Raw genomic sequence first — 20,309 nt, 5'->3', positions numbered from 1 at the left:
CAAGAGTCACCGTGATGGTGAACCTGCCCATTGAATACTCTGACAAGCCGGTGACGCCCTTTGGCGGCATGGCGCTCATCAAGCGCTTTGTCGACCGGACCGGCATCCGTGAGCATCTGGCCACGCTGGATCTGCCTGCGGGTGGATCGAACCGGGCCTATGATCCCGTGCATGTCATCGAAAGCTTCTGGCTCGGGATCTGGACGGGAGCCAGCCGCTACATTCACTGCGACTGGCTGCGTCAGGATCAAACTCTGGCCGCTATCTTTGGTTATGAGAATCTGCCGAGCCAGAACCGAAGCGAAGCGGAGATAGACAACCGCAGGCTGCCCGAAGGGCGAGCGAAGCGAGTCAACACCTACAGCCGGTTCTTTGGCAAGTTCTCCCAGGCCCGCAACACGGCGGTGTTCCCGCCGTTGCAGAGATGGTTTTTTGAGCAGATCAACGTGGGGGCGGTGACGGTGGACTTTGACAGCACGGTCATCACCCGCGAGGGCGGTCAGGAGGGCGCGGCCAAGGGCTACAACCCCAACCGGCGTGGACGCAACTCGCACCATCCGCTCATGGCCTTCATCAGCCAGACACGCATGGTGGCCAACGCCTGGCTGCGCCCGGGCAACACGGCGGCGTGCTCCAGCTGCGTGGAGTTCATGCGCGAGACCTTTGATGAAGCGATGCGCGGGGTGAAGGTGGGGCTGGTGCGTGCTGACAGCGGCTTTTACACCGACGAGATCTTAAGCACTCTGGAGGAGCGCGGCCTGGGCTACATCATCGCCGCGCGGGCCTATGCCAACCTCAAGCATGAGATCCACGGCATGAAGGACTGGGTGGAGGTCTGCCCCGGCATCGCGGTCAAAGAGTGGCTCCACCAGCCCGCCAATCCCAAGACCAGGGCGCGCCGTCACATCGTGGTGCGCAAGCAGATCAGCCGCCGGCCGCTGGCGGGAGGCAAGCTGCTCTTTGAAGATCTGCCCGACTACCGCTTCAGCCTGTATGTGACCAGTCTCGACCTGCCGCTCGATCAGATCTGGAACATCTACAACAGCCGTGCCGATTGCGAGAACCGCATCCGGGAGTTGAAGCAGGACTTTGGACTCGAAGCGTTCTGCATGCAGGACTTCTGGGCCACCGAGGCGTCGTTCCGCTTCATCATGGTGGCCTACAACCTGATGAGCCTGTTCCGGCATTTTGGGCTCAACAGCCACAACCAGTCCACGTTGGCAACGCTGCGATCCCATTGCTTTGCAATAGGCGGCTGGATCAGCCAGCACGCGCGCAAGCAGGTGCTCAAACTCTCACTGCCGCGCAAAAAACGCCCCTGGATGGACGCCATCTTCCACAAAATCGACTCCCTCGTCGCTCCTCTGACTTACTCTACTGCATAATTCGGGTTTAGAGGCTTCATTCGATGTTTAGCGGCCTGAATGGCAGGCATCACTCCGTCCTCGCTTTCTGAATCCACCCCTTCATCTTTCCCAGCAGTCCCTTCTTCGGCTCCGGCTCCACAGCCTCTGGCGCTCGCAGCAGCGCATTCGGCTTGTCAGCCCCCGCAGGTGTCGCACGCGGCACAATCGTTTCAGGCATGCCCGCAAAACCCGCCGCCTCTTCAAAGTTCGCGCTATAGTCGCCAAACTTCTCCTGCTCAAGCATGTGCGCTGAGCTGTCCGGCAGGATGTTCGGTTGCACAAAGATCATCATCTCCCGCCTCTCCTTCCCATTCTTGGTGCTCCCCACCAGGCACTTGATCAGCAGGATGCGCACTAGAAACGGCAGCCCGCTTTTGCAGTTGCTGTCTCGCTCCGTGATCACTCCTCCCAGCATAGCCGTCGCACGGTCTGCCACGATCAAGCTGTTCGACATCCCCTGCTGAGAGATGTTCGGCACTTGGTTCCCGCTGATCGTGGTATAGCCTGAGATGTCATTGCTCTGCTGCTTAAATTCCAGCATCACTTCCGCATCATTAAAAATGTGCGGCGTGATGTCCAGTTGCAGCCGCACCGGAACATACTGCGCCGTGGAGGTAAACCCTCCACCCACCACCCCACTCGTGCAGCTCTGCCCCGAGATTGCCACCTGCTGGCCGATGTAGATACTCGCAGGCTGGTGATTGAGCGTGGTCAACGTGAGCTTCTGAAGCACATGAAAGCGCTTCGTGCGCTCCAGCGTCTGCAGGAAGATGTTCAAGTTCTTGTTGATCTGCCCGCAGGCCGTCAGCCCCCGGTCCTCGCTGGCCCGCCCGCCGTCAGAAACCCCGCGATGTCCTTCAAATTCGAAGGATTGGCAAACGCCGCTCCCTGCGTGTTGAGCACACCGCCCACCAGTCCGTCATCCCCCACTTTTTTTGAGCGTAAAAGCAAAATCTACCGGGGCCACACATCCAGCTCCTCCGCCAGATCCTGCAACGCCATGATCTGATCCGGCGGCCCGCTCGCAATGAATTTCGAGCTGGCCGGATCCGCGATCACCGTCTGCATCGGCGGCTGACCAACCTGCTGCGCCAGCTCCAGATAAGCGCTAATCATTTGCGAAGCTTCCGTGGTCCCCCTGCTGGAGGTGATCATCGTGCTGGTGATCATCGCACTGGTGCTGGGGGGGGATCTCTTGTGCAGGGAACTCTGATGCAGGCCGATGATGTGCGCCGGGCGGACCGCCGTGACGCGCGGATTCAGGCCTTTACCACGTTTTGCGAGCATCTGCCGGCAGAGCTGCCTGCGATGGCGGTGCTGAATCACACGACCACGGAGGAGTATGGACAGTACCTGACGCGGCTGGAACTGGAGCATGTGCGCTCCCCGTTTGATGAAACGCCGGACTGCAAAGCAGCTTTGTTTACTCAAGGGCAGCCTGTAGGCGGGCTAGGGCTGATGCTCACGTGCGAGGGTACTAGCGTGGTGCTGTTTGAGGAACTTGCGCAGTGCGAGTGGCTGGCATTTGACAGCACCTCCCGGCAGTGGACCACGGTCTGGAGCAACGCCTCCAAACCTCGGCTCATGGAATTTTCCATGCATCAGGCCGGAATCCGCGAAAGTTCGGTTTTTTGGATTCCGCAGAACACGCCCACCGTGCCGTGATTTGGAAAATCAAATCCTGCTTGCCGAGCAGGAATAATCATTTCATTGTGTTCCCATGCGATTGACCAAACGCGGAGAATATGCCTTACGCACCCTGATACGGCTGGGCATTGCCGAGCGGCAGAAAGAAGGAGTGATTTCCGTCTCCTCATTGGCCGAGCAGGAGCACCTGCCTTTTAAATTTCTTGAAGCCATCTTGTTTGAGCTGCGCACAGCCGGCTACGTGGAAAGCACGCGTGGCAAGTATGGCGGCACGCGGCTGGCCAAGCCGATGAAATCGATCAAAATGGGCGAAATCGTCCGCCTGATTGATGGCAAGCTGGCCCCGATTGGTTGCGCCAGCGAGACGGAGTATGAGAAGTGCTCCTGCCCGGACGAGACGCATTGCGGACTGCGCATGCTCATGATCGATGTGCGCAACGCGATCGCGAACATTCTGGACCGTTACACCTTGGAAAATGTGGTGGAGGTCACCCTGCGCAAGCAGGCGCAGTGCGCCACCGTGCCCAAAAAAGCGGCCAAGAAAAAAGCCGGTGCCCGGCATGCCGATCCATCGGACGGCTTCCTGGCCGTGCTGCTGGACTCCGTGGCCTAAGCAAGCCGCCCTGCCGCATCAAGGCCGGGCCGTGCTGGCGGCAACTTCCTGCGCGGTGTTGAGGGTGGCGTTGTAGCTCTCCCAGCCCCACTTGCTGCGAAAGAGTTCTTCTTCATAGGTGAAGCCGCGTCCGAAGCGCTCCGGCAGAGGCGAGCTGCCTTCAGGACCAGCGGATGGTAGACGCGAGGAGGTGGAGGCCTGAGCATCCGGAACTACAGCCACATCCAATGCCGTCTGGTTTGAAGGCTGGTGATACTGCATGCCTTCCACGTAAACACGCTGTCCCGCAGCGGCGAGGGAATGTCCGGGAAGATAAGGGTCCAGGGGTTCCGGCGGCGGGATGGAGGCAGAACGCGCCTGGACAAAGAGTCTTTGAGAAGCCGTCTGAAAATCTGGGCGCGGGGCGGCTGCAGGTGGGCGGGCGGCAGGGTGAAAAGTGGCCGCAGGTGGCGTGGGGGTTACCCCAGGAGGCGGTTTGGCTGTCGCAAGCGGCACGCTCTGCGCCCCCGAAGCATCAGCCGCAGTATGACGACGTGGGGCGGGCACGGATGCAGGCGGCACGAAGGCGATGCTGCCCCCCTTGGGCGCGGCGACATGCCAGCCCGCCAGCGCGGAAATCATGGCCAGACCCAAGCCTGCACCCGCCAAGTATTGCTGGATTTGCCGTGGTGATGGTTGGGATCGCATGATTTGAAATGAGGTTGGGAAATGAAGCATCCGCTGCGGACCAAAACCCGCAGCGGATGAACTGAGTTGAGCTCAATGGATCAGCTTACTTGCCTTTGACAGGACCGCCGTCGGTGGTGCGCTTCACAAAGTTGGTGGCATCGTCGATGAAGCCGCCGCCTGACACTGCGTCCACGGTGGCGATCTGATCACGCACCGCATTGGCGAAGGTAAAGATCAGGCCGGAGGAGAGGCTGGTGCGCTTGAGGATGCGGTTGTAGAGCCAGGCGGTGTAGGTGCCGTTTTTCACATTGGCGGTGGTGTTTTCCACACCATTGAACCTGAGCGCTACTCCGCGGCTCTCCACAGGAACCACGGCATTGCCACCCAAGACGCGGTTAGTGGCATCGCCCGGGGTGATGTAGCCGATGAAGAAGCCGCCAGTGGCAGCCGGGTAGAGGAAATCGTAGTCCTGAAGGTCGGTATCGAAAAACTTGACCTTGTAGGCATCCGAATTGAGAACGGCGGTCAGGGGAGCGGCGATATTGGCACCCGAGCTGTAGCCACCGTTGCCAGCAACGACCGCAAAGGCACCCGGCTGCTGGGCCACAGGCCAAGGCACCAGTGTGCTGACCGTACCACCATAGGTGATGCCGCTCGTGGTGGTCTGCGCCACCGAGAAGGTAGGATACCAAACGGAAACGACGCTGCTGAATCCGAAGCCCACTTCAAGGAGGGCGCCGAAGCGCTGACCGGCATCCACGTTACGCCCGAGAGCATAGACGTTGATATTCTTGTGGTTGGTCCAGTCTCCGGTGATTTGGGCCAGGGAGATCACACCGCTCTTGTAGAGCAACTGCAGCAACTGCGTGGTGATGTTGGGCTTGTACGTGCCAAATTCATAGCCTGCACCGAAACTGTTCACCGGTGAACCGGGGAAACCAGCGCTGCCGTACCAGCCGAGAGGTGAAACACCAACGTTTTCCTCGACAATGGGATTGTAGGTCACTCCCTGAAAGGTGCCATTGTAAGGCGAGGTGGACTGGAAGTTGGTGGAGAAGCCGAAATCGGCCACACCCAGCTCATAATCCGTTCCGAGTGTCGTGCCGTTCAGCGGATTGGGCACAGAGCCGGAACCGGTGCCGTCAGTGACGACAAAGCGCTGCGGCACATCGCCAGCCACCGCCTGAATGCCTGCGAGAGCACCAGCGTAGGAGACCTTGATAATGACGTCGTCACCCGTGGAGGTGATACGGCCATTCCAGGCACCGAAGTTGGCCCCTGTAGCAACGGCAAGACCTGTGGTGCTTTGACCACCCGGTACGGACAGAGTGCCACCGGTATTGAGCACGCTGCCACTGATGCCGCGGAAGGCCCAGCCGGTGCCATTGGGGCCGCCAGCCGTGGGGCTCAGCAGATTGGAAATGGCCGTCTGGGTGGCGGTGCGGTCACCGTTGGAAGCGACGATGCGGATGGTGGTCACAGCGGAGGCGCTGGCGGTGAAGGCCACGGCCAGGGCTGCGTAAGCGAGAGACTTGAATGTTTTCATTTTAAAAAAGAGAGTCAAAGGTTGGAATGAGCGGGCATTAAGCGCGCGCGGCAGGACGGCGGCGGCGCATGAGCAGCACGGTGGCCCCCAGCATGGAGAAGACGGTCTTGGAAGGTTCGGGGGCGGCACCGGCAATGTTGACCGACGTGCCGCTGAAAGTCACCGCACCCGCATCCGAGATGGTGAATGCACCAAGGTTGGTGGTAGAGCCGGTCAGGCGGAACAGACTGAGCGCCTCAGTGCCACTACCAAAGTTGCCCTGAATGTTGGTCCACTGGCTGAGACTGCCAAAATCTGTGGAACCAAACGTCACCTGCTGACTGTAGCTGCCGGGGTCAGATGAGTTGGTCTGCAAGGCCGAGACCGAGCTGTTTGCTGTGGCATCCAGACCGGCAAAGGCGGAGGTCACCTGGGAGATGTTTGTGCGTGTGTTCGTGCGGTCCCCCGGGTCGGTCAATGTCGGCCAAGCACTCGCCGCTGTACCAAAAGTGGTCTCAGCACGGGAGGCATAGAGGATGGCATTGGGGCTTGACGTGTCGTTGGCACCGAAGACAGACCAGGTAAGATCCGTGCGGTCATACCAGTTGGCACCATAAGTGGAGACGAGATCCGCGCCGAAGGTCCCCACATTGAGCACCAGGTTCGGATTGCCAACTGCGGCGTTGTAGAGGGAGGCGGCACCGATGTCGATCAAGAGACTTTGCGAGGTCCCCGTTCCACCGTCCGCACGGAAGGCGAGGACGAGGTCCCCAGTGGTATATGCGACGGTCGCCGCCCGCGCCGCCGGCACGAAAGAAGCCAGCAGCAGGGAGAGGCCTGCAGCCAGCCAGGATGTTCGATTTATTTTCATAGGATGTTTCTTATTGTTGGATGAGTGGACCGAGGCGGGTGCCACTGCCTGGTGGCAATGCGGCAGGAAACCGGGGTCCGTTGGTTGGTTGAACTCCCTGGGCGGGTCGTCCTAAATGCCTGCTGGAGGTTCAGTAACCCTGAAGGCCCAGCACCTTCCCGCAGCAGGGTGGATGGATGGGTTCAAAGTCGTTGTGGAGGCTTTCCATGGTCAGGATCAGCCGCTTCCCTGGCGTGGACACCTCGGGATTCTAACTCATACTTTTTGAGTCAGGATTCAGTAGCCGCTTAATTTGACCTGTCGAGTAGGAATTTGCAAAAAAACAGGCAGTTTTCCAGAGCTGCACCGAGGGCACACGCCCGCCGCTCAAAGCGCCTTGCGCAGAAACGCCTGCTCCTCGGCAATGAGAAGCGTGGAAGATATTTTCTCCGCCAGTTGATAAGCACGTGCAGGATCCCCCACCGAGGCGAGCAGGCCTGCATAGACCGCACGCTGTCCTGCAGGCAGAGACGCGGCATCCCGCACCTGCATGAGGCTGGCTTTGGTGAGCGCGGCATTGCCGAGGCGGTAGGCTTTCATGGCGGCCACCAGCGCCTCCAGAGTGCCGCCACCTTTTTCGTCGGCACGATTCACGCCCTGATCACTGGCGGTGGACTCGATCTCCTCCCCGCGCAGCAGCCTGAGGTAATCCAGCCTGCTGGCAAAATACCGGCTGGTGGGGCGGAGGGAGCTTTGTTTGCGGGCGGTGTTGAGCAGGCGGCCGGAGTCCCCCAGACGCCCGGCGATCTGCCAGCATTTTTCCAGCATGTCGAGTTCCTGCGGGCTTTCCGGTTGTGCGAGCTGCAGGTAGCCTTCCATGGCAATGTCCCACATTTCCAGATCCTCAGCCACCTGGGCGGCGGCACGCAGAGGGCCGAAGTTTTTCGTGCTGGCAGCCTGCTTGATGGCCAGCTTCAATTCTGCAGCCGCCTGCTTGAGATCCGGCTGCAGACGGCTGCTGGCGAGCGCCCGCCAGACGGTGATCCCTTCCACGGCCATGGGCAGTCCCTGCGGGCGCTTGAGCAGTTCGTGCATCTGCTGCCAGCGCCCGGACTCGGCCAGCGCCTGAAGGTAGATGGGAAAAAGCTCATTGGACTGGATCATGCGCTGCGCCGGCAGCAGCTTGGTCAGTCGTTCATGCTCTTTCTCCTGGGCCAGCCAGCGGGCAATGACCACTTTGATTTCGAATCCGGCGTCCTGACGGCGCTCGATCACTTCATCGAGAAGCTGTGAGCGACGCGCTGGATCAAGGCGCATGAGGGCGGAGAGCGCGCCCAGTTCATCTGCCAGCGTTGTTTGAGGATGTTTTTGGAGCCGTTGCTGAAGCTGCTGCACCTCGGCCACGGTCAGCCCTGTCGTTGTCAGCAGGTGCCGGATGGCTTGCATTCCGGCTTCGTCGTCCCGATTTGCGAACTGCCAGAGGCGTGCCCGTCCTGAGGCTGCCATGGCGGGATAGCCGCTCTCAAGATCACGAATCGCGATCATGAGGGCGGATTGAGGATCGTCCGCTGATTTTTGGGTGGCGAGCTGCTGGAGCTTTCCCGACGCCTCTGCGCCGCCTTCCTGGCTGAGGATCTGAGCTTTGAGCTTGAGGGCGTCCGGGGTCGTTTGCTGCTCTGCGGGCAGTTTTTGCCACACGTCACGTGCGGCCACGAGGTCGCCTTTGCGCACGTGCGCACGTCCGGCGAGAATGACATCTCCGGGCTGCTGACGGCCCTGCGCCTGCAAAGACTGGAGAGCCTGGATCTCGAGGACGGGATCAAGCCCTGTCTTGTCGAGATAGTCCACCAGAACGCGGAGGAGTTCGGGATCTTCCTGAAGCACCGCCCTGGCATGGCGGATGAGTTCGGCGGCATTCGCCCACTCCTTTTTATCAATCGCCAGCCTCGCATCCTGCACCTGCGCACGCGCCTCATTGCGCTGGCTGGCTTTCCATGCTTTGCGGCCAAAGAGCAGGCCGATGACCAGCAGGATGAGTACTCCGCCGAGCACTTTGACGGTTCGGCCAAATCCTCCCAGCAAAGCAAGCTCGGACGGATTTCGCCGTGTGGTCGTGGGTGATTCTTCAGAAGGAGCGTTCATGACAGATGATCCAAAAGTGTCAGGTCACTCGGCTCCCGACTCCCGGCGCTCGTCGTCATCCCCGCCGCCATAGCCGAGCACTTCAACGGTGATGATGGATGGCAGCGACTGCTGATTGAGCGGGAGCTGATTTTGGGATGTCTGGGTGGCGTTGGCGGCATTGGAGGTGGCGGCGCCTGCGTTTGCGGCGGAAGCCACGGCGGCCATGTTGGGAGCGGAGACGGAGGACACTGGAGTGCCGGAGGAGGTGCCACCGGATGTGATGTTGCTGGCATTGAGCACCTGATTGGCGGCGATGTTGAGATTGCCCGTGGCACGAATGCCCGCGTCTCCCGCATCCACGACACCGGTCGGTGCGATCAAATCCACACTGCCGGGAGGCACCCCTTTGACGGAGGCGAGCACGCCGATGCCGCCGCCGGTGGCAAGACCGGCGAGATCCGTGGCGACGTTGGCACTCTGCGGATCAATGATGACACGCGTGGGTGGTGCGGCCTGCACGGTTTTGGAAGAAGAACCTGCGGCGATGTCCCCGGTGCTGGACCAGATGATTTCATTGCCGCCTTTGAGCGTAAAAATGCGCGAGATGCCGAGATTGACGCTGGAGTGGGCAAAGATCGAGATGCTGCCGCCGGCATCAGTGAGGATGCCGGGCGTGGTGCCCGCAGGAACGGAGGAGGCGAGGGTGAGACCGCCACCCGGTGCGAAGAGGCTGATGTTGCCGCCGTTCTTGGTGCGGATGTCGCGGAACTGCGTGGAAATATTCCCGCTCCACGCGGTGCCCGTGAAGAGGGACTGGATGGCGGCATAGCCGTCCTGATAGGCCGCGGAGCCGAGGGTGTTGACGTCACGCCCGGCATCCCGCAGGACGAGATAGAAAACTTCCAGGGCGATGCGCCGCTGCTCCTCCACGGGCAGCGAAGCAAAACTGGCGGGCGTGACTGGCGCGGCGGAGTTCGAGGTGATCTGCGCGAGATAGTCTGCACCGTCCGGCCCCAGGATGTAAGTATTGATGAAGCTGGTGAAGTCGAGGCTGCTGCTGCTCAATCCGGCGGCAAAACCAATGCCTGCACCGGCGACGATGCTGGCACCGGCAAAAGGCAGAAAGGGATTGCGGCCATTGCCAATGCTGGTGATGCCGAGTCCGAGACCGGAGGCTTCATCGCGAGAGCCCGTGCCGAGATTCAGATGGCGTCCGGCGAGCACCTGCAGCGTGCCCGGGCCGCTGATCTGGATGTCGCCGCTGAGGACGCCGCCGGTGAGGGCATTGAGTTCATTGGGCGCGGAGGCGGCCGTCACACGGGACTGCGTGCTGGCATTGTAGGCAATGATGTCACGCCCGCTGGAGACGACGGAGACATCCTGGGCGGAGAGGTTTTGCAAATAGAGCGCCACATCGCTGATGTCACGCACGGCCAGCACTCGCGCTGCCTTGGGTGCGAACAAGGTCAGATCGGTGAGATCCCCGCCTGCGGCGTAGAGACGCACGGGCGCGGTGTCATTGAGATGCAGGAGCCCCTGGGTGTGGCGTGCCTGCCTGCTGGCCAGGACGGCATTCGTGCCGAGGGTGGCACCCGATTCGCTGAACAGGCGGTCAATGAAATCGAGGAACTTGAGCGTGACTTTGGTCTGGCTGAACTGGGCGGTGGTGCGATCAGCCGGATTGGTGAACAGGCTGAGGTAGGAGAAGGGATTGCTGATGCCGGGGATGGAGGCGGGATTGGCGTCCGAGACATTGATCCTGGCCGTGCCCCAGGTGATGAGCCCGGTGCTGGTGTTCATGCCCAGCGGCTGCAGACCATTGACCGCGCCGCGTGCGAGGAGATCCAGCGTGCCGGTGGCGGAGGGAAAGAGGGTGACGTTGCCAGCCAGCTTGATGTCCCCATTGTAGGCGGTGGCGCGCAACGTCGGTGGCAGCAGGGAGACGATGGTGCTGAAGGGCGTCACGTCCGTCTCTGCCAGACGCAGCCAGGGCTGGGAGAAGCCGGAGGAAGTGGCAGCGACACCCAGCAACTGCTGCGTGCTGGCCCATGCCTGCAGGAGCGGAGTGACGGCCCCCTGCACATAGGCGCTCTGGCGCAGGGTCAGTGTGCCGCCGAGGCTGGAGACATTGACGTAACTGTTTGCCGCATAGGTGGAGAAGTAGGTCTTGTTGTAGTAGCTGTTGCCCACGCCCTGTGGAAGGAGGAAGACATTGGCCACGGGCCCGAGCAGAAGATCGCCACGCGCTGTGACATCAAAGCCGCCTTTCCCCACAAACAAGGTGGTGGGCAGCCAGGCGTTGGAGTTCAGCACCGCATTGGCACCGGTGCTGGTGTTGATGACGCCGAGAGAGCGTGTGGCATTGGTGGTGATCTGGCCGCCAGCGTCGAGCACGCCCTGCCCGCGCTCGACGTAGTAAACTCCGGCGTCGATGTTGTTCCCGGCGCTCACAGTGAGATTGCCTCCACCAAGTTCGAGCATGGTTTGATTCACTGCGAGAGCCTGGGGAGAGGTGGCTGGAAATGCGGAGCCGTTGCTCATGCGCGCATTGGTGGGGGCCACGGCATCGATGTTCACGATGTTGTTCCCTGCGGTGAGCGTGACGTTGCCGCCGCCCAGCGCGCCGACGCCTTCAAAGAAGTTGCTGTAATCGACCCACCAAGTGGTGGAGCCCACGATGGTGGTGCTGGCTCCGGTGGGGCGGAACAGGCCGGTGACGGGATCGACATAACCACGGCGGTAGAGCCAGTTGTTGGGCAGTTCGCGGGAGGAACTGACGCCGGTGCGTTCGATGTTGGCCCCGGCTTGAAGGGTGACATTGCCGCCTGCCGCGCTGTAGAAAGCGCCGTAGTTCTGCTGGGCGGCCCCCAGGGTGTCCGTGCCGCCGACCTGAGTGAGACCCTGCACCTGGAAGGTTCCGCCGAGCGTGGGATCGGTGACGCGGGTGCCGGCGCTGTAAATGGTGGCAAACTGATTGGCCAGCTGCACGCTGAGCCCCGCCGAGATGTCGATGTCTCCGCTGCCGGTTCGGATGACCTGGTACAGCCCGTTGCCGGAAGCGATGACGTTTCCGGTGAGCGCATTGTTGCCGCCGCTGGCGACCATGGTGCCGCCGCTCTTGCCGACCACGACCGAACGGCCAAAGGTGATGGTGGTATTGGCTGGCATGGCGGCGGTGACCGAAAGGCTGAGGGTGACTTGGTTGCCATTGATGGCGGTGACGACAGCGCCGGAGGGAATATTCAAGCCGACCACGCCCTGGCCGACGGCCACGCCCGTCACATCACTGACCGTGATGACATTGCTGCTGCCAGCACCGGTTTTGGTGATGTTTGGCAGAACGGCGCGGAAATTGGCCGCGGAAAAATCAGCTCCAGCGGTGATGCGGTAGCTCCAGCTCTGGGTGTTGAAGGGCAGCAGTGCGGAGGCGGTCATCGGACGGCCCTGCCACAACTGCTGGCCGGCGGGCGCGGTGGCAAATGGCGTGAAGCCATCGCTCAAGGCATTGAAGAAGGTAATGCCGCCTGAGGCACGCAAAGTGAGGACACCGGGGGCGCTGTTGGGGCCGAAACGGAAGGTGGAGAGATCCCAGTCAGAAACGGAAGTACTCGTGGCTGTGCCCAAGCTGATGCTGCCGACGGTGTTGCTGATTTCGATGCCGGGCACGATGACCGACACGCCCTGCAGCGAGGTGTTGTTGGCCAGCAGTGCATTGAACATGGTGGTGTAGTTCACATTGCCTGCGCCAAACCACGAGGTGGCCTGGGTCTGCAGCGTCGTCGTGTTGATGGCCTCCCCCGCGATGGTGGTCGTGCCGGCGCGGATGATGGCATTGGCGCTGGTGAAATTGTAGAGGCGGTAGCCCTCGATGACGATGCTCGAAGGATCAATGAGGGTGCCGTTGATCGGATTGATGAGCACGTTGTTGAATGTAGTGTTCTGCGGTGCACGAATGTGCAGCTTGCCGCTGTACTGGCCCTGGTAGGCGCTGGATCCCACGGTGGATTCGGAGCCTGCGACTTTGGCGGCGACGGAAAGATTCAGGGTGGAGCCTGTGCGAATGTCCACGCGGCCTGTGCCGACGACTCCGTTGAGCTGGGTGCCGGATTCCAAGTTGATCTGGCCGCCTTTGCCTGCGCTGTCGAATTTCTGGGCCGCCACGGTGAGAAGAGAGCCGTTTGTCAGGACGAGATCGCCACGCGAGGCGAGGCTGATGGTGCCGCCGGTGGTGCCGGAGGCATTGATGGTGCCGCTGACGGTGATGCCGCCCTGATCCGCCGCCAGACTGAAGCTGGAGGACTTCACGGTGCCGTCCACAGCGACATCGCCAGTGCGCACGCGAAGATTCTGGCTGTAGGTGAAGGACGCGGCGGTGAGCGCTGCGCTCAAGCTGGCAAGCGAGGGCAGTGCAGCGACATCGAGCACAAACATGCCGTTTTTTCCACCCGCGCCGCCCTGGCCGGACAAGGTGCCGCCGATGGTGAATGAGCCGGTGGGCGTGGCAACGGCGAGCGTGCCGGCATTGCCAGACAGCGGATTGGCAGAGACGTTGATGCTGCCCTGCGAGGTGATCACGACATTGCCGGTGTTTGAAGTGAGACTGACGGCTCCGGCATCTGTGTACTTGGTGACATCGAAGAAGGACTGAGCGGAACCGGACACATCCAGCGCTGCGGCCACCGTCACGTCTCCGGCGGTGGCGAGCGCGGAGAAGGAACCGCTGGGCAGCCACACCGGCGTGGCGATTTGCACACTGGCCCCAGTGATGCTGAGCGTTGATCCCAGACCGCCCGCAGGCACCACCACTCCGCCGGAAGAAAGCAGTGAGAGGCTGCCAGTGGCCGCCAGGGTGCGAACCGCGCCGGAGGCACCCACGACCAGCGGTGTGCGAGCCACCAGCGCGCCCTGCACGCTGAGTCCGCCGGCGCCCTGTCCCGTGAGGCTCTGCGCGGCGTTTAAATTCACCGTGGTAAACTGCTCGATGGAGAGCTGATTCACACCCAGACGCAGGGTCGTGGCTGCAAAGGTGAGCTGGCCCGTGGCCGCCGTCACCCCACCGGCAGCGACGGCATTGGCGGCGTTGTTGAGCAAGATGTCGCGGGCTTGAATCACCGCCGTGCCACCGGCCTGGTTGAAGCCGCGTATTTCGCCAGCGCTCAGATTCAGCGAGGCGAGAGCCGCACCGCCCATCGTGCCGGTGCCGTAGATGTCGATGGAGGAATAACTCAGCAAGGAAAGTGAGGTGGCACCGCCGAGGCTGCTGAGCAGCGCGGAATTCACCACGAGGCCGGGGGAAGACTGCAGCGCGCCGGGATTGTCAAACTGGAGGCTGATGCGCGCATTGTTGAGGGCGTAGCTGCCGGCACTGAGCGTCGCGGCGGGATCAAGCGTGGTGATGCCCGTGGTGTCCAGCACGATGCTGGAACCTGTGAGCTGGACGCCTGAGGCGATGTTCACCGCAGGCCCAGCGGCGTTGGTGGTGCCGGTGCGGATGACGGGAGCGGCCGTGCTCTGGGAGACACGCACGAGAGAGCCGTTGCCGCTGAGATTGAAAGTATCGGCGGTGCTGGAAGCCGTGCCGCTGGAAGAGATCTGAGCACTGGCGGCCAGATTCACGACTCCGGTGGTGGCCAGGGTGACATCCTTCGCACGGAGAGCCGCGCCTGCATTGTCCACCGTGACACTGGTGCTCTGCGTGGTGATGCTGAAGCCCGTGGCATCCCGCGTGCGGCGGCCACCGATGAGCAGGCTGTCTGCGGCGAAAGCGCTGAGCACGCCGGCATTGAGCGAGATGGTGCCTGGAACTGAAGCACCCACGCTGCTGGTGATGGAGATGTTCAGAGGCGCGGTGATGTCGATGGAGGCACCACGCGCCGCGGCATTGAGAGGCACGGAGGCCACGCTGCCGAGCAGGCTCATGGATTGCGCCGCCTGGAAGAGCAGGTAGCCGGAATCCTGCGGGAGTTGCGGCACAGTGACATTCAGGCTCAGGGCGCTGTTTTGGAGGAAGGTGTTGGCGGAGAAGAGATCGTAATCGGAGCGGGCATTGATGACGGACTGGCCGATGACTTCGTAGCGCGAGGCAAGCGTGGGCACCGTGCGCGAGGTGTTCAAATCATTGAACTGATAACCGGAGACGAGGCTGACGTTGCCCGGCAGCTCCTGGGTGCCCACGGGCGCGGCGCCCGCCTTGGGCGTGACAAGCACGGCACCTGGCAGCAGCGCGTAGCGCGCGGGCAGCAGAGTGTAAACACCCGCTGCCAGATTGTTGCTGGCAGTAAGGTAGATGCGGTCTCCGACATGAAGCGTGCTGTTGGCATACCCCTTGCCTGCGGGCAGGATGAGATTGGGCGTTTGCGTGCTGCCTTTCACATCGTTGTTGAAGGGGGCAAACGGGGCGTAGTCGGCCTGGTAGCCGGGGATCACGGCAAAGCTGCCTTCGGTGGCGAGGATGTCGAACGTGCCGCCGTTGCCTTGAATCCAGCGATAGGCCATCAAATCGCCACCGCCGCGCAGATCCACCAGTGATCCGGCATTCGTGGTGATGTTTTTGGCGGAAACATGGATGATCTTCTCCGGCAGTCCGCTGGCAGTGATGTCCACACCACGCGGGTCGATCCATGAGGTGCCGTCAAAACTCACGCCATAGGGAATGACCACGCCCTGGCCGCTGATGGGATCAATGGCGGAAACGGAGGTGACGCTGCCTGCCGCGAGCGTGAGCTGCGTGGTGACCGGCATGGACAGCGTGCCGCCGGTGAGCAGATCCACCGGAGCCGTGCCGGTGCCGTCCCAGCCGAGATTGATCGTGCCAAAAGGTGCACGCAATACGCCGCCTTGATTGATGGTGGTGGCATACAGGCTCAGGATGCTGCCGGCGGAAAGCGGAAGCTGCCGCGTGGTGCCGGAAAACAAGGTGGTGATGGAGGAACTCGCACCATAAGCCACGGCCGTGAACTGCGATGCCGTGGGTGCGTAAATCTGACCAGCAGTGAGCGTGAGTTGGCCGGCGATGGTCAGCACGCCATTGCCCACGATGTCCCCTGCATTTGCGGAGATGCTGGCGGTGCTGATATTGCGCAGCGCGAGTGAACCCACCTCCACATGCCCGGCATTCACATTCAGGCTGCCGGTGCCGGAGGTCGGCGGTGTACCGGTAAACGGCACCTGGGAGGCGGCATCTTCCGGCAGCACCGGCACCACGAAGGAAGCGCCCAGAATCACGGATGATGCATTGATTCCCACTGCCGCATCGGCGACGAGGAATCCTGCCGCGCCCACCGACACTGTGCCGCGCGCATTGATGGTGACGGCACCACTGAACTCAGTCTTGCCAGCGAGAATCAATGAATCCATGCCGCTGGAGTTGAACGAGTCGGCGGTGAAATACCCACGGCTGAAAAGGGCGGAGCCGCCCGCGCCTTGCAACGCACGGCCGATGGCGGTGGCGTTGTCAGGCAGCAGTGTCTGGATGGTGAGTCCGCCCTGCTTGACGATCAAGTTGGTGTCCAGCAGCGGCTGCGGATCCAGAGGGATGTAAAAGCGGCCGGATGAGACGGACAGCGTACCGCCCAGCGCGGTGGTCCCGCCTGCGAAGCCGCGCAGCGTGGCATCTGATGCCAGCAACTGCCCGCCTTCCAAGCTGATGCTGCCGCCGTCACTGTCCACCCGGACAGACACTGGCTGGATGGTAAAGAGAGGGGTGGTGAGGCCGCTGGTGGGTGGCACCAGATAGGTGATCTGTGGATTGGCGGCGGAGGGATGAAAGTCCAGCACGTCGCTGGAACCCGACACATCCATCACCGCGCCGGCAGCGGCAACGATGTTTCCGTGGATGGTGATGTCACCACCGGCGAGAACGGAGCCCACCTTGCGGCCAAACTCGTCCGGCACCAGCACCGTGGTGCCTTTGGCGGAGAGCACGCTTTGAGAGCCGATGTAAACGGTGGTCAGCGCGCGGGTCTGGTCAGGAAACAGCAGGGGGAAGGAATCGCTGCTGCCTTTGATGGTGATGTTGCCACCGGAGGCTTCGATCCTGCCGAGCACAGTCACCGTTTGTCCGTTCAAAGTCACTGAGGCGTGCGGGTCGGTGATGATGGCGGCATTTTGATCGAGGAGGATGTCACCACGCACATCGAGGCCTGCGACGCCGGACACACCGGGGGCGGCGAATTCAAGGCTCATCGCGCTGCGCAGTCCCACAGGCTGACGCACGAGGGTGGTGCCCAGAACCGGCCCCTGCGACAGGGTGAAGCTGTCTGCGACAGGCTGAATGACCGCACCGGAAGCGATGTAAACCGCCGGCAAAAACTGACCGGCTCCGCCGCCAGACGGCGCACCCAGTCCGGAAAGCTTGTAGTGTGAAAAGCCGCCGCGCGTGAAGAACTCCGGCTGCAGCACGAGCGAGTCGGCGCGCAGGGCTGCGCCCCCAACCTGCAGCAGCGGTGCCAGCACATCCAGCGTGCCTCCTTCCGCGCCGGAATAACCCAGCAGGGTGGAGCCAAACTGCGTGAAGCTTCCGCCGCGCACATATTGCACGATGGGGTCCTGGCCGACGTGGATGGTGATCGCTCCTGCATCACCAAACGAAACTTCGTCCTCTGCGTTTCGGTACACTCCGCCGGAAACATCCACCACGCTGCCGGTGGTGAGACTGGCGCTGTAGGCCTTGAGGCTGATCACACCACCGGTGGTGACATACGCGGAGCGCGTGACGTCCAGATTCGTGGTGCTGTCATCCGTTAAGGTGCCCGCCGTTGTGAGCCGAGCCTTTGCTCCTAGCAGCAGCACGCCGCGCCCTGGATTCGGCGGCGGCTCCACGGCCAGATCTCCGAGCAGGCTCAGATCAGCCGCCTGCGCGGGTGAGATGTTCAACGCCGTGAGATGGATGCTGCCACCCGGTGCGCTCAGGGAACCCAGGATGTCCAGATTCGCGCCGGTGAGAGTGATGTCTCCGTGCAGCGCGGCGGCAAGAGACACGCCTTCAGGAACGATGATGCGCCCTTCCCCGTTGCTCACGGTCAGGCTGCCAAAGCCGGACGTTGTCAGCAATTCCGGTGAGAGAAAAACATCCGCCAGACGAGCCGCGCTAAGGGCCAGCGGCCTGCCTGTGCCGTCCAGAGCAAAGGCGGCGGCAGGTGCCTGCACCACGCCGGATTGGAAAGTGACCGTGGGTGGTGTGGGCGAAAACACCGGATAGCTGCTGCGGGTGAGGCGCTGGGCTTCAAACTTCAGGCTGAACTCACCTGGCGCGGGCCCGATCCCACGCTGCGCAGGGCCGGAAATCGTGACGCCGAGAAAACGCCCGTCAAGCGCAGCCGATGCAGCCGTGATGTGGAGCCGTCCTCCGTCCGCGCCCTGCACATTGCCCGGGTCCAGGTAGGACGTGGAGGGAATGATGGAGTGATTGAAGGTGGTGGAGACGGCCCAGGTGAGATCATTCACCATCGTGGCGCTGTCGAGGATGCCATCATATACCAGATTGGGAGTGGCATCCGAAATGTCGATGATGAGGCCGCCGGTGATGACCTTCGTGGTCTGGACGGTGCCGCCGGTGAAGTTGATCCAGCCAGCCGAGGTGTTGATCTCCGCCCCGTTCTGCACCACCACCGAACCACCGGCGTGCAGATTGACCGTGCCGCCTGCGGTGGTGAGTTCACCCACGGTACGCTGGATGAGGTTCACATACCCGGACACATCCGCCAGCGGCGTGCCCACCCAGGCTTTTCCGTTGTAGATGCCGGTCTCGCGGATGTCCACCGTGATGGTCTGGCCGCGCAGCACGCCGTTGCGCTGCAGGGGTGAATTCGCAAGCTCCGCCGCGCGCAGCTGCAGCGTGATGAGATTTTGCGTCACGGGCACATTGACGTCAGACGAACCGGCCACGTTGATCACGGCTTCAGCATCCAGATAAATCTGACCGCCATTGTGGATGAAGAAGCTCTGCGGCGGAGTGCCGGGCACGTAGTCCCACACACCTGCCTCCACGCTGACGAGTGCATTGGGTGCCAGCACGGTGGCATTGGCTCCAAAGTAGGCGGTGAGGCCCTGGATGTTGATCTGGGAACGCAGCGCCAGCTCCGTGCCGACCACGGTCTCCGTGCTGGCCCACTCTGGCAGGATCTGCATCACACTGCCTGCGCCGATGGTGACGTGGCCGGAGTTGTTAAAGAGGAAGGGATTCGTCGCCTTCGTCTGTGCGTTGGTATTGGAGAGCGCGCCGTAATTGGCCAGCAGATCAATGCGTCCGTTCAGCGCGACGGAGGTGGTGCTGGTGATCGCGCCGGTCTGGTTCACTTCCTTGCCGGTGACGGTCACATTCCCGCGTGGTGTATCGACCACGCCGCTGTTGGTCGCTGTTCCGGCATAGGCCGGAATGAGCGAGGCCGGATCCACCACGGCACCGACATACACATCCAGTCCGCGCAGGCTGGCGTCCGTGCTGGCATGGGCGGTGAAACCCACCTGCAATCCGGCGGCGAGAATGGTCTGGCCGTCTGGCGTGGAAATGGAGCCGTTGTTTGTCACGTTCGGTCCCACCAGCATGACACGACCACCCACGTTGGCATCGGTGGTGGGAGCTTCGATCTGCGCGCCGGCCTGCACGGTTACATCGCCGATGCGCCCGCCCGCAGGCGCGGCAGGCGGCGTGAACGCGGGAGTGCCATCACCACCCGCGGGCAATGCCAGTGCGGTGAAGAGAAACTGCGCGTCGGGATTGTTGAGCAGACCACGGCTGATGAGGTTTGTGTTGATGGGCAGTGAGGAGGCCACCAGCGTGTGGGTGTTCACCTGGCTGCTGCCGCCGAAGATGATGCCGTTTTGATTGATCACATACACCTGCCCTGCGGCCTCGATGGAACCTAGAATCTGCGTGGGATTGCCGGTGGGATCATTGATGAAATTGAAGGCGATCCACTGACCGACGTTGGCTCCGCCGGCGCTTTGATCAAACTTCAGCGTGGTGTCCTTGCCGATGTTGAAGGTCTGCCATTGCAGCAGGGCCTGCTGCGCCGTCTGCTGCACCGTGACGGTGGTGTGGCCTGCACTGGTCGCTTGAGTGGGCTGGTTGGCACCGGACCACAGGGCTGCATTGGCAGCCACTGCAGGATCTACGACAAGGCCGCCGGTGGTGAGGCCATTGGGGACGTCCGGCAGCGTGGGGGCAAGATGATTCGGACCGCTGACCGCCAGCGCACGCGCGGCCTCCTGCATGAGCTGCATGGAGTGAGCAGCCTCTGCGGCGCGCACGAGGATGTCGCTGGCATTGGCGCGCCCGGCATTCACCGCCTCGGCAGTGGCTACGGGATCCACGCCCGGCGTAGTCACTGCGGGCGAGGCCCCTGCCCCGCCGCCACGCAGAATATCCGCCTGCACCGGCTGCAAGGCCACGAGCATTGAGATGATGAAAACGCCGACCGTGTGAGACACGGCATGGCGCTTCCTGAGACGTCGGAAAGTGGCAAAAGGTGTCAT

The 20,309-nt window shown here is 62.1% G+C and carries 10 protein-coding genes; 3 read left to right on the top strand and 7 right to left on the bottom strand.

Annotation, left to right across the window (positions count from 1 at the left end):
- Positions 1-14: 14 nt before the first annotated feature.
- On the top strand, positions 15-1,385 hold the full coding sequence (locus tag AC24GY_RS24535) for an IS1380 family transposase (RefSeq protein WP_487688321.1): 1,371 nt from the start codon (positions 15-17) through the stop codon (positions 1,383-1,385).
- Positions 1,386-1,434: 49 nt separating this feature from the next.
- Here AC24GY_RS24535 and AC24GY_RS24530 read toward each other — a convergent pair whose 3' ends face one another.
- Both AC24GY_RS24530 and AC24GY_RS24525 read right to left on the bottom strand, forming a co-directional pair.
- Positions 1,435-2,184 carry a type II secretion system protein GspD gene (locus AC24GY_RS24530; protein ID WP_487688319.1) on the bottom strand — a complete coding sequence of 250 codons (750 nt, stop codon included), beginning with the start codon at positions 2,182-2,184 and terminating at the stop codon, positions 1,435-1,437.
- 176 nt (positions 2,185-2,360) lie between these two features.
- On the bottom strand, positions 2,361-2,522 hold the full coding sequence (locus AC24GY_RS24525) for a hypothetical protein (RefSeq protein ID WP_487688317.1): 162 nt from the start codon (positions 2,520-2,522) through the stop codon (positions 2,361-2,363).
- 96 nt (positions 2,523-2,618) lie between these two features.
- Here AC24GY_RS24525 and AC24GY_RS24520 point away from each other — a divergent pair, with 96 nt between their 5' ends.
- Complete coding sequence (locus AC24GY_RS24520; RefSeq protein ID WP_487688315.1) at positions 2,619-3,071, top strand: hypothetical protein; 453 nt, start codon at positions 2,619-2,621, stop codon at positions 3,069-3,071.
- 55 nt (positions 3,072-3,126) lie between these two features.
- Positions 3,127-3,666, top strand: a complete 540-nt coding sequence (locus AC24GY_RS24515; RefSeq protein WP_487688312.1) for an RrF2 family transcriptional regulator — start codon at positions 3,127-3,129, stop codon at positions 3,664-3,666.
- 18 nt (positions 3,667-3,684) lie between these two features.
- Here AC24GY_RS24515 and AC24GY_RS24510 read toward each other — a convergent pair whose 3' ends face one another.
- The 5 genes from AC24GY_RS24510 to AC24GY_RS24490 all read right to left on the bottom strand — a co-directional run bounded on the left by AC24GY_RS24510 (position 3,685) and on the right by AC24GY_RS24490 (position 20,309).
- Positions 3,685-4,287 carry a hypothetical protein gene (locus tag AC24GY_RS24510; RefSeq protein ID WP_487688309.1) on the bottom strand — a complete coding sequence of 201 codons (603 nt, stop codon included), beginning with the start codon at positions 4,285-4,287 and terminating at the stop codon, positions 3,685-3,687.
- A 151-nt stretch (positions 4,288-4,438) separates the two neighbouring features.
- On the bottom strand, positions 4,439-5,881 hold the full coding sequence (locus AC24GY_RS24505; protein WP_487688307.1) for a hypothetical protein: 1,443 nt from the start codon (positions 5,879-5,881) through the stop codon (positions 4,439-4,441).
- A 37-nt stretch (positions 5,882-5,918) separates the two neighbouring features.
- Entirely contained in the window at positions 5,919-6,731 is an 813-nt protein-coding gene (locus AC24GY_RS24500) for a hypothetical protein (protein WP_487688304.1), read from the bottom strand.
- A 366-nt stretch (positions 6,732-7,097) separates the two neighbouring features.
- Positions 7,098-8,852: a tetratricopeptide repeat protein gene (locus AC24GY_RS24495; RefSeq protein WP_487688302.1), complete on the bottom strand. Its 1,755-nt coding sequence runs from the start codon at positions 8,850-8,852 to the stop codon at positions 7,098-7,100.
- A gap of 24 nt (positions 8,853-8,876) precedes the next feature.
- Entirely contained in the window at positions 8,877-20,309 is an 11,433-nt protein-coding gene (locus AC24GY_RS24490) for a filamentous haemagglutinin family protein (RefSeq protein ID WP_487688298.1), read from the bottom strand.

It is taken from the genome of Prosthecobacter sp. Pr1, from assembly GCF_057652315.1.
The sequence above is the reverse complement of the archived record's forward strand: the minus strand, read 5'-3'. Positions and strand labels throughout refer to the sequence as shown.